30 protein-coding genes and 2 pseudogenes are annotated in these 23,991 nt (G+C 72.6%); 17 read left to right on the top strand and 15 right to left on the bottom strand.

What is annotated here, in order from left to right:
• Positions 1-22 precede the first annotated feature (22 nt).
• Positions 23-655 (top strand): RraA family protein, encoded by a 633-nt coding sequence (locus C1703_RS18025; protein WP_114253841.1) that lies wholly within the window; start codon positions 23-25, stop codon positions 653-655.
• Between the two features lie 32 nt (positions 656-687).
• Here the strand turns inward: C1703_RS18025 and C1703_RS18020 are convergent.
• From C1703_RS18020 to C1703_RS18000, 6 genes and pseudogenes are all read right to left on the bottom strand, one after another.
• A pseudogene (locus tag C1703_RS18020) lies at positions 688-993 on the bottom strand (NAD(P)-dependent oxidoreductase); the annotation flags it as partial.
• 50 nt (positions 994-1,043) lie between these two features.
• Positions 1,044-1,313, bottom strand: coding sequence for a hypothetical protein (locus tag C1703_RS39745; RefSeq protein ID WP_232840520.1), 270 nt, complete (start codon positions 1,311-1,313; stop codon positions 1,044-1,046).
• A 27-nt stretch (positions 1,314-1,340) separates the two neighbouring features.
• Complete coding sequence (locus tag C1703_RS40145) at positions 1,341-1,505, bottom strand: transglutaminase domain-containing protein (RefSeq protein ID WP_269803231.1); 165 nt, start codon at positions 1,503-1,505, stop codon at positions 1,341-1,343.
• 248 nt (positions 1,506-1,753) lie between these two features.
• The gene (locus tag C1703_RS18010) at positions 1,754-2,935 is read right to left on the bottom strand and encodes a GDSL-type esterase/lipase family protein (RefSeq protein ID WP_114253840.1); all 1,182 of its coding nucleotides are present in this window, start codon (positions 2,933-2,935) and stop codon (positions 1,754-1,756) included.
• A 4-nt stretch (positions 2,936-2,939) separates the two neighbouring features.
• Positions 2,940-3,527: a TetR/AcrR family transcriptional regulator gene (locus C1703_RS18005; RefSeq protein ID WP_114253839.1), complete on the bottom strand. Its 588-nt coding sequence runs from the start codon at positions 3,525-3,527 to the stop codon at positions 2,940-2,942.
• Between the two features lie 79 nt (positions 3,528-3,606).
• Positions 3,607-4,128: a DUF2269 domain-containing protein gene (locus C1703_RS18000; RefSeq protein ID WP_114257480.1), complete on the bottom strand. Its 522-nt coding sequence runs from the start codon at positions 4,126-4,128 to the stop codon at positions 3,607-3,609.
• A gap of 180 nt (positions 4,129-4,308) precedes the next feature.
• On the opposite strand from C1703_RS18000, the gene C1703_RS17995 reads away from it, so the two are divergent.
• Positions 4,309-4,956 (top strand): class I SAM-dependent methyltransferase, encoded by a 648-nt coding sequence (locus C1703_RS17995; protein ID WP_114253838.1) that lies wholly within the window; start codon positions 4,309-4,311, stop codon positions 4,954-4,956.
• A gap of 12 nt (positions 4,957-4,968) precedes the next feature.
• Here the strand turns inward: C1703_RS17995 and C1703_RS17990 are convergent, their stop codons facing one another.
• Positions 4,969-5,688, bottom strand: a complete 720-nt coding sequence (locus tag C1703_RS17990) for a hypothetical protein (protein WP_114253837.1) — start codon at positions 5,686-5,688, stop codon at positions 4,969-4,971.
• A gap of 87 nt (positions 5,689-5,775) precedes the next feature.
• Here C1703_RS17990 and C1703_RS38980 point away from each other — a divergent pair, with 87 nt between their 5' ends.
• The 5 genes and pseudogenes from C1703_RS38980 to C1703_RS17970 all read left to right on the top strand — a co-directional run bounded on the left by C1703_RS38980 (position 5,776) and on the right by C1703_RS17970 (position 8,499).
• Positions 5,776-5,928, top strand: coding sequence for a hypothetical protein (locus C1703_RS38980; RefSeq protein ID WP_157993127.1), 153 nt, complete (start codon positions 5,776-5,778; stop codon positions 5,926-5,928).
• Positions 5,925-6,298 (top strand): annotated as a pseudogene (locus tag C1703_RS17985) (VOC family protein). The gene C1703_RS38980 and the pseudogene C1703_RS17985 overlap by 4 nt, the downstream one beginning before the upstream one ends.
• Before the next feature lie 271 nt (positions 6,299-6,569).
• The gene (locus tag C1703_RS17980) at positions 6,570-7,307 is read left to right on the top strand and encodes a helix-turn-helix transcriptional regulator (protein WP_114253836.1); all 738 of its coding nucleotides are present in this window, start codon (positions 6,570-6,572) and stop codon (positions 7,305-7,307) included.
• Positions 7,308-7,395: 88 nt separating this feature from the next.
• Positions 7,396-8,061 carry a hypothetical protein gene (locus C1703_RS17975; RefSeq protein ID WP_114253835.1) on the top strand — a complete coding sequence of 222 codons (666 nt, stop codon included), beginning with the start codon at positions 7,396-7,398 and terminating at the stop codon, positions 8,059-8,061.
• 105 nt (positions 8,062-8,166) lie between these two features.
• Entirely contained in the window at positions 8,167-8,499 is a 333-nt protein-coding gene (locus C1703_RS17970) for a DUF2516 family protein (RefSeq protein ID WP_078650698.1), read from the top strand.
• Positions 8,500-8,587: 88 nt separating this feature from the next.
• Here the strand turns inward: C1703_RS17970 and C1703_RS17965 are convergent, their stop codons facing one another.
• The 3 genes from C1703_RS17965 to C1703_RS17955 all read right to left on the bottom strand — a co-directional run bounded on the left by C1703_RS17965 (position 8,588) and on the right by C1703_RS17955 (position 12,389).
• Positions 8,588-9,937 (bottom strand): response regulator, encoded by a 1,350-nt coding sequence (locus tag C1703_RS17965; protein WP_114253834.1) that lies wholly within the window; start codon positions 9,935-9,937, stop codon positions 8,588-8,590.
• 297 nt (positions 9,938-10,234) lie between these two features.
• Positions 10,235-11,311, bottom strand: coding sequence for a C40 family peptidase (locus C1703_RS17960; protein WP_114253833.1), 1,077 nt, complete (start codon positions 11,309-11,311; stop codon positions 10,235-10,237).
• Between the two features lie 259 nt (positions 11,312-11,570).
• The gene (locus C1703_RS17955; protein ID WP_114253832.1) at positions 11,571-12,389 is read right to left on the bottom strand and encodes a class I SAM-dependent methyltransferase; all 819 of its coding nucleotides are present in this window, start codon (positions 12,387-12,389) and stop codon (positions 11,571-11,573) included.
• Positions 12,390-12,594: 205 nt separating this feature from the next.
• Here C1703_RS17955 and mshA point away from each other — a divergent pair, with 205 nt between their 5' ends.
• Positions 12,595-13,932, top strand: coding sequence for a D-inositol-3-phosphate glycosyltransferase (mshA, locus tag C1703_RS17950; protein ID WP_114253831.1), 1,338 nt, complete (start codon positions 12,595-12,597; stop codon positions 13,930-13,932).
• A 19-nt stretch (positions 13,933-13,951) separates the two neighbouring features.
• A complete protein-coding gene (locus C1703_RS17945) occupies positions 13,952-14,455 on the top strand; it encodes a YbjN domain-containing protein (protein WP_114253830.1) in 504 nt (167 codons plus the stop codon).
• On the opposite strand, the gene C1703_RS17940 is transcribed toward C1703_RS17945, so the two are convergent.
• Positions 14,433-15,266, bottom strand: coding sequence for an AraC family transcriptional regulator (locus tag C1703_RS17940; RefSeq protein ID WP_114253829.1), 834 nt, complete (start codon positions 15,264-15,266; stop codon positions 14,433-14,435). The genes C1703_RS17945 and C1703_RS17940 overlap by 23 nt on opposite strands.
• A gap of 49 nt (positions 15,267-15,315) precedes the next feature.
• Here C1703_RS17940 and C1703_RS17935 point away from each other — a divergent pair, with 49 nt between their 5' ends.
• Both C1703_RS17935 and C1703_RS17930 read left to right on the top strand, forming a co-directional pair.
• Positions 15,316-15,741, top strand: a complete 426-nt coding sequence (locus C1703_RS17935) for a DUF2000 domain-containing protein (RefSeq protein WP_114253828.1) — start codon at positions 15,316-15,318, stop codon at positions 15,739-15,741.
• Between the two features lie 116 nt (positions 15,742-15,857).
• A complete protein-coding gene (locus tag C1703_RS17930; protein ID WP_114253827.1) occupies positions 15,858-16,574 on the top strand; it encodes a hypothetical protein in 717 nt (238 codons plus the stop codon).
• Between the two features lie 18 nt (positions 16,575-16,592).
• On the opposite strand, the gene C1703_RS17925 is transcribed toward C1703_RS17930, so the two are convergent.
• Complete coding sequence (locus C1703_RS17925) at positions 16,593-17,069, bottom strand: nuclear transport factor 2 family protein (RefSeq protein WP_114253826.1); 477 nt, start codon at positions 17,067-17,069, stop codon at positions 16,593-16,595.
• A 330-nt stretch (positions 17,070-17,399) separates the two neighbouring features.
• On the opposite strand from C1703_RS17925, the gene C1703_RS17915 reads away from it, so the two are divergent.
• Positions 17,400-18,032: an HAD domain-containing protein gene (locus C1703_RS17915; RefSeq protein ID WP_157993126.1), complete on the top strand. Its 633-nt coding sequence runs from the start codon at positions 17,400-17,402 to the stop codon at positions 18,030-18,032.
• 28 nt (positions 18,033-18,060) lie between these two features.
• On the top strand, positions 18,061-18,366 hold the full coding sequence (locus C1703_RS17910) for a hypothetical protein (RefSeq protein ID WP_232840519.1): 306 nt from the start codon (positions 18,061-18,063) through the stop codon (positions 18,364-18,366).
• Positions 18,367-18,430: 64 nt separating this feature from the next.
• Here the strand turns inward: C1703_RS17910 and cyaB are convergent, their stop codons facing one another.
• Both cyaB and C1703_RS17900 read right to left on the bottom strand, forming a co-directional pair.
• Complete coding sequence (gene cyaB / locus C1703_RS17905; protein WP_114253824.1) at positions 18,431-18,985, bottom strand: class IV adenylate cyclase; 555 nt, start codon at positions 18,983-18,985, stop codon at positions 18,431-18,433.
• Positions 18,986-19,003: 18 nt separating this feature from the next.
• Positions 19,004-19,498: a hypothetical protein gene (locus C1703_RS17900; RefSeq protein WP_232840518.1), complete on the bottom strand. Its 495-nt coding sequence runs from the start codon at positions 19,496-19,498 to the stop codon at positions 19,004-19,006.
• A gap of 57 nt (positions 19,499-19,555) precedes the next feature.
• On the opposite strand from C1703_RS17900, the gene C1703_RS17895 reads away from it, so the two are divergent.
• Complete coding sequence (locus C1703_RS17895) at positions 19,556-19,810, top strand: hypothetical protein (protein ID WP_157993125.1); 255 nt, start codon at positions 19,556-19,558, stop codon at positions 19,808-19,810.
• 50 nt (positions 19,811-19,860) lie between these two features.
• A complete protein-coding gene (locus C1703_RS38975) occupies positions 19,861-20,124 on the top strand; it encodes a hypothetical protein (protein WP_157993124.1) in 264 nt (87 codons plus the stop codon).
• A gap of 183 nt (positions 20,125-20,307) precedes the next feature.
• Here the strand turns inward: C1703_RS38975 and C1703_RS17890 are convergent, their stop codons facing one another.
• Positions 20,308-21,069 carry a phosphoglyceromutase gene (locus C1703_RS17890; RefSeq protein ID WP_114253822.1) on the bottom strand — a complete coding sequence of 254 codons (762 nt, stop codon included), beginning with the start codon at positions 21,067-21,069 and terminating at the stop codon, positions 20,308-20,310.
• Between the two features lie 192 nt (positions 21,070-21,261).
• On the opposite strand from C1703_RS17890, the gene C1703_RS17885 reads away from it, so the two are divergent.
• Both C1703_RS17885 and C1703_RS17880 read left to right on the top strand, forming a co-directional pair.
• Entirely contained in the window at positions 21,262-22,527 is a 1,266-nt protein-coding gene (locus tag C1703_RS17885; protein ID WP_114257479.1) for an MFS transporter, read from the top strand.
• Between the two features lie 482 nt (positions 22,528-23,009).
• Positions 23,010-23,969, top strand: coding sequence for a sulfotransferase (locus C1703_RS17880; protein WP_198678208.1), 960 nt, complete (start codon positions 23,010-23,012; stop codon positions 23,967-23,969).
• Positions 23,970-23,991: the final 22 nt, after the last annotated feature.

Raw genomic sequence — 23,991 nt, 5'->3', positions numbered from 1 at the left:
GGCAGGCCTTAGGGTCCATGTCATGGCTGACGTCGACGCGTTCACGGACATACCCACGACCACGCTGGCCGATCTGCTGGGCCGCGCGCAGGTGATGGACATCGGGATCCGGCCGCTGTGGGGGCCGGTGCCGAGGGTGGCCGGGCCGGCCTTCACCGTACGGTGTCCGCCCGGGGACAACCTGATGCTGCACGCGGCGATCTACCGGGCCGCCCCCGGCGCGGTCGTCGTCGTGGAGTCGGGAGACCTGGACTACGCCCTGGCCGGCGGCAACGTGTGCGCCGTCGCCCAGCGCCGCGGCGTCACCGCGTTCGTCGCCGACGGGCTGATCCGCGACCTCGCCGAGGTGCGCGAGGCGCGCTTCCCGGTGTTCGCCCGCGGCGTCATCCCCATCCCGGGCACCAAGTCGGCCGCACGGCCGCTGAACGAGCGGGTGCGCTGCGGCGGGGTGTCCGTCGACCCGGGCGACGTGGTCGTGGCCGACGAGGAGGGCGTCGTGGTGGTGCCCGGGGACCGCCGCGAGGAGATCCTGGCCGGGGCCCGGGCGAAGCTGGCGAAGGAGGCCGGGGAGACCCTGGACATGTGGGAGTCGGCACACCGGGCGCGGATCGACAGCATCCTGGCGGATCAGGGATTCGAGGAGTCCCAGGCCTGAGCGCTCGCCCTGACCGGCGCCCCGGCCGGGTCTCACCGCCGTGCGATGACCTCCGCGATACGGATGAAACCGTCCTCCCCGTGGCCGAGCCCGATGGCCCGGCGGGCCATGCCCTCGGCCGCGCGCATGACACCGGCGTCGATGCCGTGCTCCTCCGAGACGTGGACGATATGGGCCATGGACGACACGGCCGACGTCAGCGGATTGCCCTCGCCGGTGTAGGTGCCGGCGTCGGCGTCCGCCGCGGTCTCCGCGAACAGTGGCGGCAGGATCGCGCCGATGCCCTGGGCGAAGGGCGCCAGTTCGGTCGCGGAGACGCCCTCGGCGCGGGCCACCGCCGCCTGGAACAACTGACGGAGGCCACCCGACCGGCCTCCTGACCTGTGCGTCACCCCCGTCCCGTGCCTCGCTCCGACGCCTCACCGCCGCCCTGCGACCAGCTTGGCCCGGAGCCCGGGCGTTGCCCAGTACCCACGAAGAAGTGGGCGCCGGCGGGGGTGTCGATGAGGAGGTCGTGGTCGGGGCCCGTCCGGCTCTCGTAGCCCTCGGTCATGCGGCCCCACTCGTCCCGGTTGAGCATCTCGTGCTTGCACAGGGCCGCGAGGTCCTCGGGGCGCTCGACGTACCCGTTGCCGAGGTGCTCGGTGTCGACCCGCACCCAGCGCCGCTCGTCCGCGTGCCGGTACTAGGTGATCCAGTGGTCGAGGCCGCGGCCCTCGGCGCAGTAGGTGCCGAAGCCGCATCGGGCCCGGGCCGGGATGCCCCGGGCCCGGAGGAAGGCGCAGGCCAGGATGGCGAAGTGGCGGCAGGTGCCGACGACCCGGTGCTCCGGGGGGCGGGGGTGGTGCAGCGGGGCCGGGTCGAGGGCGGTCAGGGCCGTGAGCAGGCCGCTGACCGGCCGGATGTCCTTCTCGGCGATCCGGGACTCGGGAAGCCCGAGCCGGGCGGCGTCGGAGGGGTGGATGACCAGGGACTGGGCGGCGGCACAGATCCCGACCGGGTCGTCCCCAAGCCCCTCCAGGAGCGCCGGCTGCCCGGCCTCCAGGCGGGTGTGGGGGCCGGGGCGGTGAAGGGGCGGGTCGGACGGCCGTCTCCCGTTCAGGGCCGGTCCGCGAAGGCTCCTTGCGGGGCGAAGGCCAGTTCGGCGAAGCGTTCGCCGATGTGGTGGTGGGTTGCCGCGTCCGGGTGGACGTTGTCCGGCAGGGGGCGTTCGGCGGCGTCGGACTCGCCGTAGAGGGCGAGGCCGTCGAGGTAGTGGAGGTTCGGGTCGTCGGCCGCGCGCAGGCGTACGAGGCGGGAGAGTTCCTCGCGGATGACGCGGAGCGTGAGCTTCCCGGTGGCCTTCTCCGCCGGGTCGCCCATCGCGGCGAACCGCAGCCGGCCCTCGCCGATCCCGCCGAGGTCCGGGGCGGTGGGGCCGGGCGTGTCCTCGTGGATCGCGCAGTGGACCGGGGAGACGACCAGCAGCGGCGTGTCGGGGTGTCCGTCCCGGATCGTGTCGAGGAAACCGTGCACGGCCGGGCCGAAGGCGCGCAGCCGCATCACGTCGCCGTTGACGATGTTGATGCCGATCTTCACGCTGATCAGGTCCGCCGGGGTGTCCCGCATGGCCCGCGCGGTGAACGGGTCGAGCATCATGCTGCCGCCCATGCCGAGGTTGATCAGCTCCACCCCGCCGAGGGACGCGGCGACCGCGGGCCAGATGGCCGTGGGGCCGGCGGCGTCGGAGCCCTGGCTGATCGAACTGCCGTGGTGCAGCCACACCCTGCGGCCCCGGTCCGGCAGCGGCGCGACGGGCGCGTCGGTGCGCAGCGCGACGAGTTCGGTGGTCTCGTTGTGCGGCAGCCAGATCTCGACGTCCTTCTCGCCCGCCGGCAGGCCGGTGAAGCGGACCGTGCCGATCGGGCCGGGCGTGAGCTCGGTCTTCCACGTGGTCATGTCGACGGTGAGGACGTTGCCGCCGGTCGCGGAGGCCCGACCGGCCGGACGGCCGTCCACGAGCAGTTCGTACAGCCCGTCCGGGCGGGGCGGGGCCCCGACGTAGTCGCGCTTGGTGCGCAGCGTGTCCAGTTCCACGGCGGTCGCGGCGCTGCGGAAGGCCAGGCGTACGCCGGAGGGCTGCGCCTCGGCCATCGCCAGCTGCGCGTCCGAGTTCTGGGCGCGGGCCCGGGCGGGCAGCCGGTGCGGGAGCAGGCCGTGCTCGGTGCGCTCCAGGTCGAGGGCGCCGCGCAGCAGCTCCAGGGTGAGGGGGGTGGTGATCCAGTCGTGCTCGGTGTGCATGGTGTCAGCCTTGGCTTTCCGTGGGGGGCGGGGGCCAGTTGCGCAGCAGCGTGTCGAGGGCGTCGAGGACGCGTACCCACGTCTGGTCGGTGTCGGGGGCGCTGTGGCTGAAGCCGCCGCCCAGTTCCAGGCTCACGTACCCGTGGAAGACGCTGCCCAGCAGCCGGACGGCGTGGGTCTGGTCCGGTTCCGTCAGGTCGTAGCCGCGCAGCAGGGCCCGGGTCATCTGCGCGTGCCGGACTCCGGCGCTCGCGGCCGCCGTCTCGGGGTCGAGCCGCAGCTGGGCCGCGGCGTACCGGCCGGGGTGTTCCCGGGCGTAGTCGCGGTACACGTTCGCGAGGGCGGCCAGGGCCTCCTTGCCGGACCGGCCGGCCAGGGCGTCGGCGGCCCGGTCGGCGAGTTCCGCGAGGGCGAGCAGGGCGATCCGGGTCTTCAGGTCCTGGGAGTTCTTCACGTGCGAGTACAGGCTCGCGACCTTGACGTCGAACCGCCGGGCGAGCGCCGAGACGGTCACCCGGTCGAAGCCGACCTCGTCGGCGAGTTCGGCGCCCGCCCGGGTCAGACGCTCCGCGGTCAGGCCTACCCGTGCCATGCGGCTTCTCCCTTCTTCCTGAAGAGAGTGTGCATTTGCCTAAAGACTTTAGGCAAATCAGGGTGGTGCCCAGGGGCCTTCAGGTGTCCTGGAGGGTGCGCCGGGCGGGTGCCCGCAGTCGCTTGCCCCGCCTGGTCGGGCCCCATGGCTTCAGGACGGAGATCACCGTCATGAAGACGTACGCCGTCAGCGAGACGACCGGCCCGAACAGCACGTCACCGGCGTCGGGCAGCGCCCCGCCCGCGGCGACGGCGGTGACCGCGGCGTTCACCCCGGGGCGCAGGGCGAACACCGTGGCGGTGGTCGTGGCGAGGGTCAGCCAGAACTTCGTCCAGACCCACCGGTGCCGGGCCAGGCCCCACGCCGTGCCCAGCGACAGCACCAGGCCGCTGAGGAGCGTGAGGAACGCGGCCGGGAGCAGGAGCCAGTCGGCGAAGAGCTTCATGGCCCGCACGGACGCCTCCACGGTCACGGCCGACCCGGTGGTGGCGGCCGTGGTCCCGAGGGCGAGCAGCCCGAGCGTGAGCCCGAGCCAGCTCGCGGAGGAGGTGACATGGACGACGAGGACGGCCCGGCGCGCCGGGCGGCTGAGCTTCGGCATCGCGTTCGGCTTCGGGTGCGGCGGCACGCTCGGGCGTGGGTTCGGTGTTGTATCCACGCGGAACACGGTGCCGGGGCGGGGCGCCGGTGGCGTCTCACGGCGGGAGTAACCCGGCGTACTGACGTCGGCGTACGTACACGCGTACGGGGCGGTGCCAGCGGCCTCCCTTAGTGTCGCGGCATGAGCGAACCTCCCCACCTCGCCTCCATCCGCGAGTCCTACGACGCCGTCGCCGCCGACTACGCCCGGCGCGTCAAGGAACCGGCCGAGCTGGACCCGGTGTCCCGCGCCATGCTGGGCGCCTTCGCCGACCTCGTTCGGTCCCGGGGACCGGTCGCCGACCTGGGCTGCGGCCCGGGCAAGGTGACGGCGCACCTGGCCGCCCTGGGGGTGCCGGTGTTCGGCGTGGACGTGTCGCCGAGGATGATCGAGCTGGCCCGGGCCGCGTACCCGGAACTCCGCTTCACCGTCGGTTCGATGACCGCGCTGGACATCGGCGGCGGTCAACTCGGCGGCATCCTGGCGTACTACGCCACCCACCACACCCCGCCGCAGTGGCTGCCGACCGTGTTCTCCGAGTTCCACCGCACCCTCGCGCCCGGCGGCGTGCTGATGCTGGCCGGTCATGTGGGCGAGGAGGAGCACGTGCGCCCCACGCACGCGTACGGCGGCCATCCGGTGTCCTACGAGTCGTATCTGCTGCCGCCGGACCGGATCGCCGACCTGCTGCACCGGGCCGGGCTGGTGGTCACGACCCGGATGGTGCAGGACCCGGAGGGCGGCACCAAGCGGCAGGTCGGCACGTTCCTGGCGCAGAAGCCGGAGTGACCCCGGCGCGGTTCAGGCGGCCGGGTCGTGCAGCCACACCCGCAGCGGCCCGACCGCCTCGAAGCCGTGCCGGAGGGCGGCCGCCAGGTCCTCGCCCGCCTCGTAGCCGACGACGGGCAGGGCGGGGAAGAGCCGATGGAGCGCGTGCAGGACGAGGGGCCAGGCGGCGTCGGGCCCGCCGTCCCGCCCGAAGACGTTGGAGACCCCGACCACGTGCTCGCTGCGGCGGGCCACCGCCCCGGCGACGACCCGCCCGCCGGCGGACCTCCCCGCCAGCACGAAGACGTCCGGGTCGGCCAGCAGCCCGGGGCGGAAGAGGTCCGCGTGACCGGCGCCGTCGTCCCAGGCCAGCGCCCAGGCACGCAGCGTCCGCGGATCTCCCGCCACCTCCCACGCGAGGTCCGGGGCCAGGGCGGGCGGCCCGGCCGGCCGGTGGGTCCACCGCGCCTCGAACAGCACGCGGAACCCGGCCCCCGTCAGATCGAGGTCGGCGAAGCTGTCCTTGACCGAGGCGCCGGGTGCCGCCAGGTCGATCCGGGCCGCGAGCGCCTCGGGGTCGGCGCCCGGCTCCAGCGTCACGGCATCCGGGTAGAAGAGCGGCGTACGCGCCGCGGCGGCCCAGGCCTGGTCCCCGAACTCCCCGGCCACGCCGTGCGCCCGGCACATCGCCGCGCACCACTCGGCGTTGTCGCGGGCGGCGAGGCGGACCAGGGCGTGCTGCGCAGTCGTCATGAGTGCGGATCAAATCGATGGCAGACCCGGTCCGTCCACCGGTTTGATGGTTGCCGGCCCCGAGCACCGCCGGAAGGACACCACCCTGTGCCTGACTCCCCTGCGCACACCGGCCCGGCCACCGCGCTCCTGCGCGAGCTCGGCGCGGCGGACATCGCCCACCCGGGCGGGACCCTCCTCGCCCACCTCCAGCGCGTAGCCGACCGCACCCCGCAGCCGCAGGAGGTGCTCGCCGCGTGAAACTGAGCGCGATCACCCTGGACTGCGCGGATCCGCTCGCGCTCGCGGCCTTCTATCAGCAGGCCACCGGCCTCGAACCGCATCCGAAGTCGAACGCCGACTTCGCGTCCCTGGGCGGCGGAGAGGGCGGGCTCTCCCTCGGCTTCCAGCGCGTCGCCGGCTACCGGCCGCCGAGCTGGCCCGACCAGGAGGTACCGCAGCAACTGCACTGCTGCTTCAGGGTCGAGGACTTGGACGAGGCCGAGGCGCGACTGGTGGGGTTGGGCGCGGGCAGGCCGAACACCAGCCGAACGTGAGCAGGTGGCGGGTCCTCACGGATCCGGCGGGGCACCCCTTCTGCATCATCGCGGGGCCGGCTCCGACGGTGTGACGCCGACCTGCGGTGCTTCCCGCACGGAGCGGTCGTGGGCCGCCCGTAGCGCGACCTGTTGAGGGTGATCTCGCGCGGGCGGAGTCCCTGGAGGCCGCGTTGGAGGGTGTGCTCGCTGTTCCTGTCGATCTGCCCGCGGCGTGCGGGAACCACTCCCTGGGGTCCTCAGCCTTCGCCGGCCACTCCACCCAGAAAGCAGCAGAACCGTGGCGTGGCACACTATTGCAAGCGGGTGCTTGCAATAGTTAGCGCGGTGCGGCACTGTGGAGGCATGGCATCGCTCAACGTCGGCAATCTCGGTGACTACCTGCGCGAGCAGCGGCGCAACGCGCAGCTGTCGCTGCGGCAGCTCGCCGACGCCGCCGGGGTGTCCAATCCGTATCTGAGCCAGATCGAGCGCGGGCTGCGCAAGCCGAGCGCGGAGGTGCTGCAGCAGGTCGCCAAGGCCCTGCGGATCTCCGCCGAGACGCTGTACGTCCGCGCCGGGATCCTCGACGCCGAGCGCGACCGGGACGAGGTGGAGACGCGGGCCGTCATCCTCGCCGACCCGACGCTGCACGAGCGGCAGAAGCAGGTGCTGCTGCAGATCTACGAGTCCTTCCGCAAGGAGAACGGATTCGGGCCCGGCGACGGCACCGACGGCGCCGAAGGCTCGGGCGGCTCCGCTGTCGTCGGCGTCGTGCTCGGCGAGGACGCAGCGGACACGGACGGGCCCGCCCCGGACGGCGGTACCGGGAACGGCGGCACCGGGATACGACGGACCCGCACGGCCGACGGCGAACCGCCCGCCGAGCGCCGTACCGGCGGGCACGACGGCGGTACGGCGGCCACCCGCCGCACCCGCAAGACCGGCGGCACGCCCGCCACCGCCCGCCGCACCCGCGGCAACGGCGGCGACACGTCCACCGCCCGCCGCACCCGCGGCGCCGACGGCGGTACGTCCGCCACCCGCCGGACCCGCAAGGGCCCCGGCGGCAGTGACACCGACCCGCAGCAGACGGCCGGCTGAGCCGGTCCAGGGCACCGGCCGCCGACTGCGGATCACACCACCCTCAGCCGAACCCTCAAGCGAAACAGAATCCGGGAGGACCATCACCATGGCCATCACCGACGACCTGCGCAAGACCTTCAGCGACCCGACCCCCCTCTACTTCGCCGCGGGCACCGCCGACCTCGCCCTTCAGCAGGCCAAGAAGGTGCCGGCCCTGGTGGAGCAGCTGCGGGCCGAGGCCCCCGCGCGGATCGAGGCCGTGCGCAACACCGACACCAAGGCCGTCCAGGAGAAGGCCTCCGCCCGGGCCAAGGAGGCCTCCGCCCGCGTCAAGGAGACGCAGCAGACCCTCCAGAACAAGGTCACGGAGTTCATCGGCTCCATCGACATCGACATCAAGAAGCTCGGCAGCACGATCGACGCGGACCTGAAGAAGGTCGGCGAGACCGCCCAGGACTTCGCGCTGCGCGGCGTGGGCGTGGCCGCCGAGTACGCCGTCAAGGCCCGCGAGACCTACGAGAAGGTCGCCGAGCACGGCGAGCAGGCCGTGCGGACCTGGCGCGGCGAGGCCGCCGAGGGCATCGAGGACGTCGCCGAGGGCGTCGAGGAGCTGGCCGTGGCCGTCGAGCCGAAGCCGGAGCCGGTCGCGGTCAAGGAGGAGCCGGCGAAGCCCGCCGAGGCCAAGACCGCCCCCGCGAAGAAGGCCCCCGCCAAGAAGGCCCCGGCGCGCAAGACCGCCACGGCGAAGAAGACGACGCCGCCGGCGAAGTAAGCATGCGAGCCGACGCGGGCCGGGCACCCTGGGGGTGCCCGGCCCGTTGTACGGGTACGGTGACCGCGTAGGGACGAGCCGAGTCGGGTGGTGGACGTTGTGCTGATGCAGGGCTTCGCAGGGTTGATGTGGCTTCTGAGCATGGCCCTGATCGTTTTCAGCGGCTTCGCGTTGATCGACGCGGCCGTGCGCCGGGAGGACGCCTACCGCGCGGCCGACAAGAAGACCAAGCCGTTCTGGCTGATCATCCTCGGGCTCGCCTTCGTGGTGAACCTGCTGTTCCCGATCCTGTCGTTCCTGCCGATCATCGGCCTCATCGCGACGATCGTGTACATGGTCGACGTCCGGCCCGCGATCCGGGCGCTCCCGGGCGGCGGCCGCAGCAGCCGCGGCTCCAGCAGCGACGGCCCGTACGGCCCGTGGAACGGCGGCCGGTAAGGGCCTCCGGCCGCCCTGGCGCGCCCGGGTCGGCCTTCCGCACCCCTGACGCCCGGGGCTACGGCACCCGGCCCGACCCCCGGGCGGGCTACGGCACCCGGTCCAGCAGCAGTACCGCCACGTCGTCCGTCAGCTCGCCGCCGTTGAGGTCGCGGACCTCGTTCACCGCCGCTCGCAGCAGCTGCTCGCCCCGCAGGCCCTCGGCGAACTGGCGGCGGACCATCTCGGTCATGCCCTCCTGGCCGAGCCGCTCCCGGCCCTCGCCGACGCGGCCCTCGATCAGGCCGTCGGTGTAGAGCATCAGGCTCCACTCGGCCCCCAGCTCCACCTGCATCCGCGGCCAGCGGGCCCCGGGCAGCAGCCCGAGGGCCGGGCCGTTGTTGTCGTACGGCAGGAGCCGGGCCGGCCGGCCCGGGCTGGCGAGCAGCGGCGAGGGGTGGCCCGCCAGGCACAGGCCTGCGCGGCGGCCGTCCGGCGCGATGTCCACCGTGCACAGGGTCGCGAAGATCTCGTCGTCGGCCCGCTCGTGCTCCAGCACCTGCTGCAGCGTGCCCAGCAGCTGGTCGCCGCACAGGCCCGCCAGCGTCAGCGCCCGCCAGGCGATCCGCAGCTCCACCCCGAGCGCGGCCTCGTCCGGGCCGTGGCCGCAGACATCGCCGATCATGGCGTGCACGGTGCCGTCCGGTGTGCGCACGACGTCGTAGAAGTCACCGCCGAGCAGGGCCCGCGAGCGGCCCGGGCGGTAGCGGGCGGCGAACCGCAGCGAGGAGCCCTCCAGCAGCGGGGTCGGCAGCAGGCCGCGCTCCAGGCGGCGGTTCTCCTGCGCGCGCAGCCTGCCCTCGGCGAGCCGGCGCTCGGCCGACTCGGAGCGCTTGCGCTCCACCGCGTAGCGGATCGCGCGGCTCAGCAGCCGGCCGTCCAGCTCGTCGCGGAAGAGGTAGTCCTGGGCGCCCACGCGCACGGCCTCCGCGCCGCGCTCGGCGTCGCCCGAGGCGGTCAGCGCGAGGACGGCGTGCCGGGGTGCCAGCTCCAGCACGTGCTTGAGCACGGCGAGCTCGTCGTCGGAGTCGCTGCGGCCGGGCGCGGGCAGCGCGAGGTCCAGCAGGATGCAGTGGACGTCGTCGGTCAGCAGCCGCTCGGCCTCGGTGAGGTTGCGGGCCGTGCGGACGCGGATCGGCTTGCCCGCCTGGTCGAGCATGTCCGGCACGATCGGCGAACCCGCCGGATCGTCCTCGATCAGCAGCAGCGTCAGGTTGGTGTGGGCGGTGTTGTTGTCCACCTTGTCCGTGGTTTTTCCGGCGGTGTCCGTCGTGCGCGGGGCCTGCGCCGAGGCGTCCGTCACGGAGTCCTCGGCGGAGCCGCCGCCCGGGGACGCGGCCTGCGCCTGACCACTCTCCACGGCCGGAATGGCTCTCTGCCGCGGTATGGGTACGGGCATCGTCTTGGGTTCCTTCCCTCCCCCCGAGGGCATGGCGGGGGCGAGGGACCTCGACCCACCGACGGGGACCATAGCGGGTGTCGGCGCCGCATAGGAATGGTGTGAGCCACGCCGCCGCGCCACCGGCCAGTGTCATATGCCGCGATATGCCCCGCAGTTGGACAGCCCGGAGATGCTGCGGGGATGACGAACGTCACGTCAGCGCGGCGTTTGGCGGGTGGTTCGGGGTGGGGTGGGTCACGTGGGCCAGGTCACCGGAGGCGTCCGGTGTCCGATAACCGGTGTGTGCTCGGGGGTTCAGCCCGCGTCTGGCCGTACCACTCCGAGGATGGGCATGGATCCCGCCCCCGCGAGGGTCACGTCCCGCCCGGGCCGGGGCGCGTGCACCATCACGCCGTCGCCGACGTACATCGCGACATGGCTGGCGTCGTCGAAGTAGATGATGAGGTCGCCGGGCCGCATGTCCTGGACGTCGATGTGGCGGAGCTGCTTCCACTGCTCCTGCGAGGTGCGCGGGATGCCGCGGCCGGCGGATATCCAGGCCTGTGAGGTCAGTCCCGAGCAGTCGTAGCTCTTCGGGCCCTCGGCGCCCCACTGGTACGGCTTGCCGATCTGGGCCGTGGCGTACGCGACGGCCTTCTTGCCCTGCTCGGAGGCCTTTCCGCTGATGTCCCGGAGGATGCCGGAGTCGAGCCAGGCGGTCTGCGCCTTGTCCGCGGCCTCCTTCTCCAGCTGGGCGAGGCGCTCCTGCTCCTCCTTCCGCAACTCGGACTCGAGCTTCTCCGCCTGCGCGATCTGCTTCTCGATCTTCTTCTGGGCGACGGCCTTGGCCTTGCGGCCCGCCTCCAGCTTCTTCCACTGCGCGGAGGCGTCCTCGGCGTACTGCTCCAAGTCCTCCTGAGTGCGGGTCAGTTCGCCGATCAGGCCCTTGGCCGCGTGCTGGCCCTGGCGGACCCGGTCCGTGCCGTCGAGGAACTCCTGCGGGTCGTCGCTGAGCATCAGATGGGCCTCGGGCGGGAGCCCGCCGCCGCGGTACTGGGCGGCGGCCGCGGCGCCCGCGCGGTCCTTGAGCCGCTCCAGCCGCTCCTGGCCCTTGACGATCTTCTTGGCCAGTTTCACGAGTTCGTCGGACTGCTTCTCCGCCTTCTCCTCGGCGGCGTTGTACTCGTCGGTGGCGCGGGCCGCGGCGCGGTAGAGCTTGTCCAGCTTCTCGCGGACGGCCTCGAGGTCCCTGCCGGGGGCGAGCGTCGGGCCCGTGCTCGGGGTGGGGGAGGGGCTGGGACTCGCGAACGCCGTGCCCGGTGCCGCCAGCACGGTGACCGCGCAGACCACGGCCACGGCCGTCGCGATCAGGCCACGCTTGCCCCTACGCATACCCCATCCCCCAAACTGATTAACCGTCAGTAACTTCCGGTTCGCCTGGGGATGCTGCCATGTCGGCGGGCAAAGCGACAGAGGTAGTGCTTCCCGCCGCCCCCTCCCCGGTATGCCCCCGGCATGACGATCTCCCCGCGTGTGTGACGAACGACTCAAAGAGATCGTTCCCCGATGGTGCCGACGGAAGGGTCGACGGGTGCCGACGGAAGGGTCGACGGGTGCCGACGGGAGGGCCGGAACGCGTGCCGCGAGGGGGTCAGTCCCGGGGTGCCAACGCCTCCCACCGCACCGTCACTTCGCCCTGCCGCCAGCGCGCCGGCCCGTCCGCCACCGGCCAGTCGGCCGTCAGGTCCCGTACCGCCCGGATCCAGCGCTGGCGGGCGCCGTAGGAGGCGTAGGGCGCGGCGGCGGCCCAGGCGCGGTCGAAGTCGCGCAGGAAGGCGTGCACCGGCTCGCCCGGGACGTTGCGGTGGATGAGCGCCTTCGGCAGGCGTTCCGCGAGGTCCGAGGGGCGCGCCAGGGAGCCGAGGCGGGTGGCGAAGGTGACCGTGCGGGGTCCTTCCGGGCCGAGCGCGACCCACACGTGCCGGCGGCCGATCTCGTCGCAGGTCCCCTCGACCAGCAGCCCGCCGCGCGATCCGCCCGCCGGGTCGGCCGGCGCGAGCCGCGCGCACAGCCGCCGCCACACGGCGGCGACCTCGCCCTCCTCGTACTGCCGCAGGACGTTCGCCGCGCGCACGAGCAGGGGGCGCTGCGGGATGGGGAGCTCGAAGCCGCCGTGCCGGAAGGCGAGCCCCGCCCGCTCGTACGGCAGCGCCGCCGCGACCCGGGCCGGCTCGATCTCGATGCCCACGACACGCGCGCGTGGCGCGACCGTCCGCAGCCGGTGCAGCAGTTCGACGGCCGTCCAGGGGGCGGCGCCGTAGCCGAGGTCGACCGCCACGGGGTCGGCGGCGCGGCGCAGCTCGGCGCCGTGCGTCGCCGCGATCCAGCGGTCCATGCGGCGCAGCCGGTTGGGGTTGGTCGTCCCGCGCGTGACCGTTCCCAGCGGGCGGGAGGCTGCGCGGGCTGTCATGCCTAAGAGGGTATGCGGCCCCCGGCCACCCCAGGGGTGACGCACCCCGTCCTCGAACGGTTGAGCGATCCCTGGTAATGGCTCGGCAAAAACGGCCCCGCCGGGAGCCCGGCAGGAATGGGAACGCCTCGCTCCGGTGTTGCACCGGCTTGGAGGGCACCCGCGCCTTCCGTCCGGTATGCCCGCAGCCAAGGAGGAAGGCCACGTGAGCCAGTACATCGGCAGGCTCGGGCGGCGCTCCGCGTCCTCGCCCGCGCGCCTCCGGCTGCACCGCAGGCCCCGCCGGGTGGCCATGCTCTCCGTGCACACCTCCCCGCTCCACCAGCCGGGCACCGGCGACGCCGGCGGCATGAACGTCTACATCGTGGAGCTCGCGCAGCGCCTCGCCGCGATCAACATCGAGGTCGAGATCTTCACGCGCGCGACCTCGGCGGCCCTCCCGCCGACCGTCGAACTGGCCCCCGGCGTCCTCGTCCGGCACGTCGACGCGGGCCCCTACGAGGGCCTCGCCAAGGAGGACCTCCCGGCCCAGCTGTGCGCCTTCACGCACGGCGTGATGCAGGCCTGGGCCGGCCACCGCCCCGGCCACTACGACCTGGTCCACTCCCACTACTGGCTCTCCGGCCACGTCGGCTGGCTCGCCGCCCAGCGCTGGGGCGTCCCCCTGGTGCACGCCATGCACACCATGGCCAAGGTCAAGAACGCCAACCTGGCCGACGGCGACACCCCGGAACCGGCCGCCCGGGTCATCGGCGAGACCCAGATCGTCGACGCCGCCGACCGGCTCATCGCCAACACCACCGAAGAGGCCGACGAACTCGTCCGGCACTACGCGGCCGACGCCGACAAGGTCGCCGTCGTCCACCCCGGTGTGAACCTGTGCCGCTTCTCGCCCGCCGACGGCCGCGCCGCCGCCCGGGCCCGCCTCGGCCTGCCCCAGGACGCGCTGATCCCGCTCTTCGCCGGCCGCATCCAGCCCCTGAAGGCCCCCGACGTGCTGCTGCGCGCCGTCGCCGTCCTCCTCGACGAGCGCCCCGAGCTGCGCTCGCGCATCCTCGTGCCCGTCGTCGGCGGCCCCAGCGGCAGCGGCCTCGCCAAGCCCGAGGGCCTGCAGAAGCTCGCCGCCCGCCTCGGCATCGCGGACGTCGTACGGTTCCATCCGCCGGTCGGCCAGGAGCAGCTCGCGGACTGGTTCCGCGCCGCCTCCGTGCTCGTCATGCCCTCCTACAGCGAGTCCTTCGGCCTGGTCGCCATAGAGGCCCAGGCGGCCGGCACCCCGGTGCTCGCCGCGTCGGTCGGCGGCCTGCCGGTCGCCGTGCGCGACGGACACAGCGGCTTCCTCGTGCGCGGCCACGATCCGGCCGACTACGCGCGCGTGCTGCGCGACTTCGCCGACGACCCGGGCCTGTCGCCCCGGATGGGCGCGCAGGCCGCCCGGCACGCCCAGTCCTTCGGCTGGGACACCGCGGCCGCCGCCACGGCGGACGTCTACACGGCCGCGCTGCAGGCACACCGCCGTCACGTACGCTCGCACCATGGGTGACGCGACTACGGGTGCGACTATGAGTGACGCGCAGAAAGCGGCGGCACAGACCGTCGAGGCCGTCCTGAAGGACGCCGACCTGGAGTGGGAGAGCCCCGAACCCGGCACCTATGTCGCGCAGCTCCCCGGCACCCGCAAACTGAAGACGACCGTCTCCCTGATCGTCGGCCGCCACTCCCTGTCCCTGAACGCCTTCGTCATCCGCCACCCCGACGAGAACGAGCAGGGCGTCCACCGCTGGCTCCTGGAGCGCAATCTCAAGCTGTACGGCGTGAGTTACGCCGTCGACCAGCACGGCGACGTCTACGTCACCGGCCGGCTCTCCCTGTCCGCCGTGACCCCCGAGGAGATCGACCGCCTGCTCGGCCAGGTCCTGGAGGCCTCCGACGGCAGCTTCAACACCCTGCTGGAGCTGGGCTTCGCCTCGGCGATCCGCAAGGAGTACGAATGGCGGGTCTCCCGGGGCGAGTCGACCCGGAACCTGGACGCCTTCGCGCACCTCACCCAGCGCCCGCGGCGCTGACCCGGCCCGCGCGGTAACGCCCGGGCGGCACCCCCACCAGCCTGCGGAAGTGCCGGCTGAGGTGCGACTGGTCGTAGAACCCGGTCGCCACCGCCACGTCACTCGGCGACCGCCCCTCCAGCAGCAGCCGCCGGGCGCGGCCCACGCGCAGCGACGTCAGGTACTGGTGCGGGGCGATGCCGTACGCGGTGCTGAACGCCCGTACGAGATGGGCGGGATGGGCCCCGACGAGCCCGGCGGCCTCCGTCAGCCCGATGCCCTCGACGACCCGCTCGTCCAGCAGCTCGCGCAGCCGCCGCGCGAGGACCGGATCCGCGGGACGGGCCTTGTCGCTCTCCCCGCGCAGATGCCCGCGCAGCCGCTCCCCGACGAACATCAGCCTGCTCTCGGCCTCCAGCTCCTCACCGGGCCGCAGCAGCGCGGCGTGCACCTGTCCGACGCGCCGCCGCAGCAGCGGATCGCGCAGGTCGGGCCGGTCGACGGCGGCCCCGATCAGCTCGTCGCCGAGATACGTCCCGTCGAGGTACAGCACCCGCTTGCGGAAGCCCTCCGGGGTGACGGGTGAGCCGTTGTGCGGCACGTGCGGCGGCAGCAGCGACACCGTGTCGTGCGGGGTGCCGTGCTCGTGCCGGTCGAGGTCGTACCGTACGGCGCCGGTGTCCACGATCAGCAGCGTCCAGGCCTCGTGGACGTGCATCGGATACGCGTACTCGGTGAACCGCGCGTGGAAGACCTCGACGACACCCGGCACGTCCGGCCGCCAGGCGGAGACGATCCGCTGCCGGGGCGTGCGGGCGGGCTGTGCGGCCATGCAAAAAACGTACAAGACCCCGGCGACCGCCGCCGGGCACGCTCGGACCATGAACACCGAACCGATCCGCTTCGACACGAAGATCGCCGTCCTGCTGCGCGTGGACCTGGCGCCCTGGCAGCGTCTCAACGTGACCTCGTTCCTGGTCAGTGGCTTGGGAACACAGGTGCCCGAAGTGATCGGCGAACCGTACGAGGACGCGGACGGCGTGCCCTACCTGCCGATGTTCCGCCAGCCGGTCCTGGTCTTCGAGGCCACGAAGGAAACCCTGACCTCGGCCCACACCCGAGCCCTGTCCCGCTCCCTGCCCCGCTCGGTCTTCACCTCCGACCTCTTCGCCACGGGCAACGACCGCGACAACCGCGCGGCCGTACGGGCGGTGCCCACGGCGGAACTGGACCTGGTGGGTCTCGCCGTGTACGGCCCGAAGAACGCGGTGGACAAGGTGGTGAAGGGGGCGCGGATGCACCCGTGAGCCGGGCGGGGCGGGGCAGCGACTGAGCCGGGCGGGGGCGGGCGGCGACCAAAGTCGGGGGCCGAGCGACCAACGGCTGATGACAGGGCAGGGGGCTTCTCCGCAGACTCGCTTCCATGGAGGAAGCCGGGAACGTGCCCATGAGCAAGCCGTCGGCGGGAAAGACCAGGACCACCGAACTCGCGGAATCGGCCTGGGCCGTCGTGCTCTTCTGCGTCGCCTGCGGTGCTGTCGCCGGTGCCCTGCTGCCCCTCCTCGCCCGCTTGCTGCTGTCCCTGCCGTGGGCACCGCTGAAGGGCCCCGCCGAGCTGCTGACCTCCGTCCCGGAACCCGCCCTCACCCTCGGCACGATCACGGCGGGCGTGCTGGCCGGCCTGCTGCTCGGCTTCTCCGCGGTGCACGACTCGCTGTCGGTCCGCGTCGGCGACACCCACGTGACCCTGACGATCAGGGACGGCTCACAGGAGTTCGCCCGCGAGGAGATCTCCGCGCTGTTCCGGGACGGCAAGCAACTCGTCGTGCTGGCTCCGAGCGGCATGGAACTGGCCCGGGAGCACTGCGGCCTGCCCTGGCACCGCCTCGCGGAGGCCCTCACCGAGCACGGCCACACCTGGGCGGAGGAGGACCCGTACCGCGCCGAGTTCCGCCGCTGGGTCCCCGGCACCCCCGGCCTCCCCCCGGGCGCGGACGCCCTGCTGCGGGCACGCGCGCGGGCCAGGAAGGACGAGGACAGCGCCGAGGAGACCCGGGAGTTGCGCGGGGAACTGCTGCGGCTGGGCGTGGTCGTACGGGACGAGGGCCAGCGGCAGTACTGGCGGATCGTCAGCGGCTGACCTCCGGGCCTCCGGACCTCAGGGAGCGCAAGCCGCGGCGATCGACACGCTGTTCTCGTACAGGTGGTGCCGGGTGATCCGCCCGTTCTCCACGGTGAGCCGCAGGGCGAACGGTCCCGAGAAGGACTTGCCCGTCGCCCGGACGGTCCCCGAGACGTGCCCCGTCAGAACGGCGTCGGTCCCGTCGACGAGGAAGGCGTCCACGGACGCGCGCGCCTCCTCGGGCACGGTGTAGCGGGCCAACTCCTCGGCCTGGGCGGCGCATTCGGCGGCGGTGGAGCGGGGCCGGATCCAGGGGACCCCCGGATTCTCGGCCAGCATCCAGTCGACCTCGTCGGCGAAGAGCGCGGTGAGCCCGGCCGTGTCGCCGGCGAGACGCAGTTCGAGGAACTTCCGGACGGTCGCGCGGGTGGCCTCTGACGTGCTGGTGGTCGTCGTGGGGCTCGTGGCCGTCGTCGTGTTGGTGGTCGTCGTCCCGCTGGTGGTCGTCGTCATGGGGCCAGCTTGCCGGGGCGCGGAAGGGTCGTCGATTACGCCGAAGGTAAGGACGCCCGGTCAGGAGCCCCACCTGTCCGAGCACCCCCAGTCGGGACGCAGCCCGGCGGTGCGACTGTTCGACTGGCTGTTCCTGCGAGGCACCACCGACGCCTGTCAGGCTCCCACGCTGGACCAGCGACTCCGAGACGACCTGAACGCCCTCTACCGACCCCGCCCCGACGACCTGCCGTCCGAGTCCATACCCGCCCACCAACTGGAGACCTTCCTGACGAGGCACATGACTTGGTGCCTTCTCCCAGAGGAAACGCCCCCGGTTGTCGTGCCGCCGTGACAAGCGCGACGGAGCGTCCCCTCCTTTTCCTCGACGTCGACGGCCCACTGATCCCGTTCGGGCCGTCGTCCGGTCACGCGCAGGCCATTGCCGCCGACGCCTGGACGTCTGGCGATCAGGGGAACCCACTGCTGACCCGACTCGACCCGGAACTCGGAGCGCGCCTCACAGCCCTGGGATGTCATCTCGTCTGGGCAACGACCTGGATGGCGGAGGCGAACGAGGTCATCTCCCCACGCATCGGACTGCCCAGCCTGCCCATGGTGGAGTGGCCGGCTTCCTACGCAGACGAGGGCCCGCGCGGCCTGCACTGGAAGACCCGACAACTCGTCGAGTGGGCCAATGGCCGACCGTTCATCTGGGTCGACGACGAGATCAGCGCGATGGACCGCCTGTGGGTCGACGCCAGTCATTCCGGGCCGTCATTGCTCCATCGCGTCGACCCGGCCAAGGGCCTCCTGGACACAGACTTCGCCGCGCTCGCCGACTGGCTCCGTCTCGCAATACCGGGCGCTGATCGCCGGGTCGCGGATCAAGTCGGTGCGGTCGCACGTGTCGGTGGCGGACCTGGCCCAGCTGGCGGCCCGGGGTGGGCGTGCGGCGGGGCCGTCGCCGCTGCCGGTCGGTGACGGGGCTGCGTTCGAGGTGGACCGGACGGTGAACAACCACGGGCTGGTGGGCCTGGGCGGGCGCCAGGTGCTCGCGGCGGAGATCCTTGGCGGGCGCCGGGTGAGCATCCGCATCGACGAGGCCACGCTGTCGTTCTTCGACCCGTCCTCACGGGAGCTGCTGCGAGTGCGGCCCACCCCGCTCACCAGCGAAGAGGTGCAGCGGTTGCACGGCCTGCGGCCCGCGGGCCCGCCGCCCGGCCCCGGATGGAGCCGGTCCGTGTCCAGCGGCGGGTCAGCGCGGCCGGCACGGTCATGGTCTGCCACCAGGTCGTACCGCCGTCAGTACCCGTAGACGCGAAACGCGAATGCCCCCTCTCGCCTTCGGGCGGGAGGGGGCCCTTTTCTCATGACCGAGTTCAGCCGCGCTGTGCCGCCACCGCTCCCGTGTACGTCTCCCGCGTCAGATCCTCCTCGCCGATGCCCAACTCTGCGAGCACCGCGCGGATGTCATCGAGGGCGGCGGCCACCTCGTCTTCGCCGACCAGGGTCTCGATTTCCAGGAACGTGCCCTCGATCTCGGGCACCCTGACGAGCGTGGCGAGCATCTGCCGCCCGCGTGCCTCGAAGTCGTAGTTCCGGCACCGCTTCTCGAACGCGATCAGCACCACATGGCCGAGGCCCCGCAGAATAGCGTGCGCCTGGTCCGCCTCCTCAACACGGGTCTCATGCTCGGGCTTCGACCCGGACTCCTCATCGACTGCCGGGCCCTTGAAGGTGAGCACCGTCCGCGTGCCGTCCGCACCGTGCACCGTCCGCACCCGCAGCTCCTGGTCCGCCTTCTCCAGCGAGCCGTCCGGACGGTCGTAGTACGTGTCCCGGTACACCTCGATCCGCGCCTCGGCGCGCTCGTCGAGCTGGCGCATCACCTGCTCGGGCGCATGCACCCGTGCCTTCAGCTCCGCCTCGATCACAGCGGTATCCCCTCTCCGTCACACCGTGCGCTCAGCCCCGTCGATGACCGCCTCGAACATCCTGCGGAACCCCCGGAACAGCGGGCCGTGCGGGGTCTCCATCACCTTGTACAGAGCACTTTCGTGGCCTTCCCACCCGGCGTCGAACGCGCCCACGAACATCGTCCCGTCGGCGCGGATGAGGCGCCATGTCGGGAGCATGCGGTACCGCCACACGCCGACGTCGCCCGCGTCCGCGAGTTCCCGCAGCCGCGCCTCGGCGAGCCGCACGCCGCCAGCGAGAGACTCGGCGGACTCGCCGATCTCCGCCGCCCGCCGAGCCAGAGCGTCGCTGTCGGGGTCGAGGAGAGCGACCCGAACTCGGAGCCCCTCGCCGCCCTGATCGCGTGGCAGACAGGCACGCAGCAGGCTGTCATTCAGGCCGATACCGAGCCCGAGGCCGGGGCCCCCACCGAGGAAGACGAGTTCCAGGCCCTCGGCAAGCAGCTGCTGCGCACCGCGAAGTCGTCCCACACCCAGGCCGCCGTCCAGGCGCTGGTCCAGGAGCGAACGATCCTAGAGGTGCCGGCCGTGCGCCACGCCCTGGTCGTCGACACCGACGACGGTGAGGTGGCCCACTTCGAGGGCCTGTCGGGGCGCCAGTACGGGCTGGGTCTCGACGAGCAGCAGCGGGCCTTCCTCCACCTGGTGCTGTCGATGGTGGGAATCGGGATCACCACGCTGGCGTCCGTGCAGGACCTGGACGACCGGCGGCTCCAGATCATGGTGCGGGCGATCCTGCGGCTCGCGGGCAACGAGGACCTCGCCGTCGGCCGACGCCTGTGACCTCACGCGCGTCGACCCCCCGACCATCTCTTCGCCCAGGAGTACGCAAGATGCCCGACCGATTACCCCGCTGTCCCGCCAACGGGAAGCGCTCGTCCGAATCGCTCGAAGCTGCAAGCCGCTGGCTCGCCGACAAGGCCGACGAGTTCGCGGCCCGGCCAGTCGGCGAGTCGTACCCCAAGTACGGCTACGAGTGCCGGAGGTGTCCCTACGTACATGTCGCGACCAAGCCGCCCCAGCGGGCCACCCTGAGCCGGGGCGGCAGGTCGAAGAGCCGGAAGAACCGGCGCAAATTCGGCGGCAAGAACGGCTAGGCCCGCACTCCGGCCGAGCAGCCCTCCCCGCTTGGCCGCTGTGCCGGTGGCGCTGCTGGTCGCCCTCGACATCCGAGTTCGTCGCTCGCGCCGTCGCCCCTGACGGCCCAGAGACGGCCCAAGCCCAGCAAGACGCCCCCTACCAGCGGAGAACCCGCAGGTAGGGGGCGTGCTCAGCGCTGCTTACTTCTTCTTGCCCTGGTTCTTGACCGCCTCGATCGCCGCCGCGGCCGCCTCCGGGTCCAGGTACGTGCCGCCCGGGTTCAGCGGCTTGAAGTCGGCGTCCAGTTCGTAGGACAGCGGGATGCCCGTCGGGATGTTGAGGCCCGCGATGTCCGCGTCGGAGATGCCGTCCAGGTGCTTGACCAGGGCGCGGAGGGAGTTGCCGTGGGCCGCGATCAGGACCGTGCGGCCGGTCAGCAGGTCGGGGACGATCGCGTCGAACCAGTACGGGAGCATGCGGACGACGACGTCCTTCAGGCACTCCGTGCGGGGACGCAGCTCCGGCGGGAGGGTCGCGTAGCGCGGGTCCGAGAACTGGGAGTACTCGGCGTCGATGTCCAGCGGCGGCGGCGGGGTGTCGTAGGAGCGGCGCCACAGCATGAACTGCTCCTCGCCGAACTCGGCGAGCGTCTGCGCCTTGTCCTTGCCCTGGAGGGCGCCGTAGTGGCGCTCGTTCAGGCGCCACGAGCGGTGGACCGGGATCCAGTGGCGGTCCGCGGCCTCCAGGGCCAGCTGGGCCGTGCGGATCGCGCGCTTCTGGAGGGACGTGTGAACCACGTCGGGCAGGAGATCGGCGTCCTTCAGGAGCTCGCCACCGCGGACTGCCTCCTTCTCGCCCTTCTCGTTCAGGTTCACGTCCACCCAGCCGGTGAACAGGTTCTTCGCGTTCCACTCGCTCTCGCCGTGGCGGAGGAGGATCAGCTTGTACGGTGCGTCGGCCATGCCCCAGAGCGTAATCCACGCATTCGCCCGTTCGCGTGGCTGCCCGGCAGGCGGACGTTTGACGGGTTCTGTTAATTGAGTGGTCCCGGTCAAGCGGCAACTTGTAACGTGCGGTTGCCAACAGAGCCTCTTACATCCTGTGGCGGAGACTCTTACATCCTGCTGTATCCGGGGGATCCCGTGCCGTACGCCATGCGCGCCCGTCGTGCCGTCCGAGAGACGGTCTCAGGGCTGCCCCGCGAGTTCTGGTGGCTGTGGACCAGCACCCTGGTCAACCGGCTCGGCGCGTTCGTCGCCACCTTCATGGCGCTGTACCTGACACTCGACCGCGGCTACTCCGCCACGTACGCCGGCCTGGTCGCCGCCCTGCACGGGCTCGGCGGGGTGATCTCCTCGCTGGGCGGCGGGGTGATGACCGACCGGCTCGGGCGGCGGCCGACCCTGCTGATCGCGCAGGCCTCGACGGCCGTGTCCGTGGCGCTGCTGGGGTTCGTGCGCGACCCGGTCGCGATCGCCGGCGTCGCCTTCCTCGTCGGCATGGCGAGCAACGCGTCGCGGCCCGCCGTGCAGGCGATGATGGCGGACATCGTCCGGCCCGAGGACCGCATCCGCGCCTTCTCCCTCAACTACTGGGCCATCAACCTCGGCTTCGCCGTCTCCTCCATGGCGGCCGGCTTCATCGCCGAGGCCAGCTATGTCGCCGGGTTCCTGATCGAGGCGGCGATGACGATGGCCTGCGCGATCCTCGTCTTCCTGCGGCTGCCCGAGTCCCGGCCCGCCGAGGCGGTGAAGACGGCCGCCGCCTCCGCCGACGACTCCGTCAGCCTCGGGACCGTCCTGCGCGACGGGCGTTTCATGAGCGTCGTCGGGCTGTCCTTCCTCGTCGCGCTGATCTTCCAGCAGGGCTCGGTGGGACTGCCGGTGGCGATGGGCGAGGCCGGGTTCACACCGGCCGAGTACGGCATGGCGATCGCCGTCAACGGCGTGCTGATCGTCGTCCTCCAGATCCCGGTCACCCGCTTCATCGAGCACCGGGACCCGCGCCGGCTGCTCGTCGTCTCGTCCGTCCTCGCCGGGTACGGCTTCGGGCTCACGGCCTTCGCCGGGTCGGTCGGGGTCATCGCCCTGACGGTGTGCGTGTGGACGCTCGCCGAGATCGTCAACGCGCCGACGCAGACCGGGCTCGTCGTACGGCTGTCCCCGCTGCACGGGCGCGGGCGCTACCAGGGCATGTACACGATGTCCTGGTCCGTCGCCGGCCTGGTCGCCCCGCTGCTGTCCGGCTTCGTCATCGACCGGTTCGGGGCGGAGTGGCTGTGGGGGGCGTGCGCTGTGCTGGGGACCGTGGCCGGGCTGGGGTACGGGGTGCTGATGAGGCGGGTGCCGGAGGAGAAGGCGGCGGTGGTGGCCGAGCCCGAGGTGGGGATGCGGGCGCAGCCGGAGGTGGGCGCGGGGTGAGGTGAGGCGGAGGAGCGCGCCTGCGCGGAGGGGTGCTCACGCGCGACGGAGCGCCCCCGCCCCGAGGATCGCGCCTGCGCGGAGGGGTGCTCACGCGCGACGGAGCGCCCCCGCCCCGAGGATCGCGCCTGCGCGGAGGGGTGCTCACGCGCGACGGAGCGCCCCCGCCCCGAGGATCGCGCCTGCGCGGAGGGGTGCTCACGCGCGACGGAGCGCCCCCGCCCCACGGAGCGCCCCGCCCCACGGAGCGCCCCGCCCCACGGAGCGCCCCCGCCCCGCGGAGCGCCCCCGCCCCGCGGAGCGCCCCCGCCCCACGGAGCGCCCCCGCAGTCACGGCGGCGACTCCAGCGACGGGCCGCCAGCCGGCCGTCCCCCTCCCAGGCCGCCCCCCGGCCGCGCACCCGAGTGCGTCCGGCCAACGGAATCCGGCAACCGGGATAATTCCGTTGCGCCAGTGCCGCGCTGCGGCTTGGCTGATCGCCGTGTCTCCCCCCTCACCGGTCTTCGTCGCGGGTACGGGTCGTTCGGGAACATCGCAGATCGCCGACGTCCTCGGCGAGCACCCGCTGATCCACAGGATCCCGATCGAGACCCGGTTCCTTGTCGATCCGGGTGGCCTGCGGGACCTCGCGGACGCGCTCACGAGTCGGTACGACCCCTTCGTCGGGGACGACGCCCTGCGCAGGCTGAGCGAGATGCTGACCGTGCGGCTGGTCGGCAACCGTGACAGGGACCGCGGTCACACCGTGCCCACGGCCATCGGCGAGCGGCACTACTGGGACGCTGTGGGACGGCTGTGGACGGAGCTCGTCGCCTGCACGTTCGACGAGTCCGTGCCGGCGGCAGGGGCCGGGCACGGCGACTGGCCTGCCGGGCCGTTCGAGCCTCGGACGCACCGGCGGGTGATCCCGAGGCACTTCAGCGATCGGCGTGAACTGGTCGGGATCCTTCGTCGCGCGGTCGACACGATGTTCGGCGGAGCCGCCGCCGACGCGGGAAAGCCGGCCTGGTGCGAGAAGACACCGTTCAACCTTCTTTGTATGGACTTCCTCTGGGAGCTCTTTCCCGAGGCGGCCATCGTCCACATCAAGCGCCACCCGGTCGCGGTGGTCGCGTCACACGTCGACCAGCCCTGGGCCCCGCCCACGGTCGACGGCGCGCTCGCCTGGCTCAAGCCGGTCTACGACCGATGGCTGGCCTGGAAGGCCACGGCCGATCTGACGGGCAGGCGCTACCTGGAGGTGAGGGCCGAGGATCTCGCGGCCGACTGGCCCGAGCAGCGCCGCGCCCTGTTCGAACGGCTCGGTGTCGACGACTTCGCGACCACATCGACGTTCCGGTCGCACAGGCTGGCACGCCGACATGGCCAATTCGACCGCCGGACCCGCGCCTTCGTCGAACGAACACTCGGCGATGTCATCCCGGCCATGGGATACGCCTGAGGCCGCCCAGCGGCCCGATATT

Source organism: Streptomyces sp. Go-475 (genome assembly GCF_003330845.1).
Classification (GTDB): Bacteria; Actinomycetota; Actinomycetes; order Streptomycetales; family Streptomycetaceae; genus Streptomyces.
The sequence above is the reverse complement of the archived record's forward strand: the minus strand, read 5'-3'. Positions and strand labels throughout refer to the sequence as shown.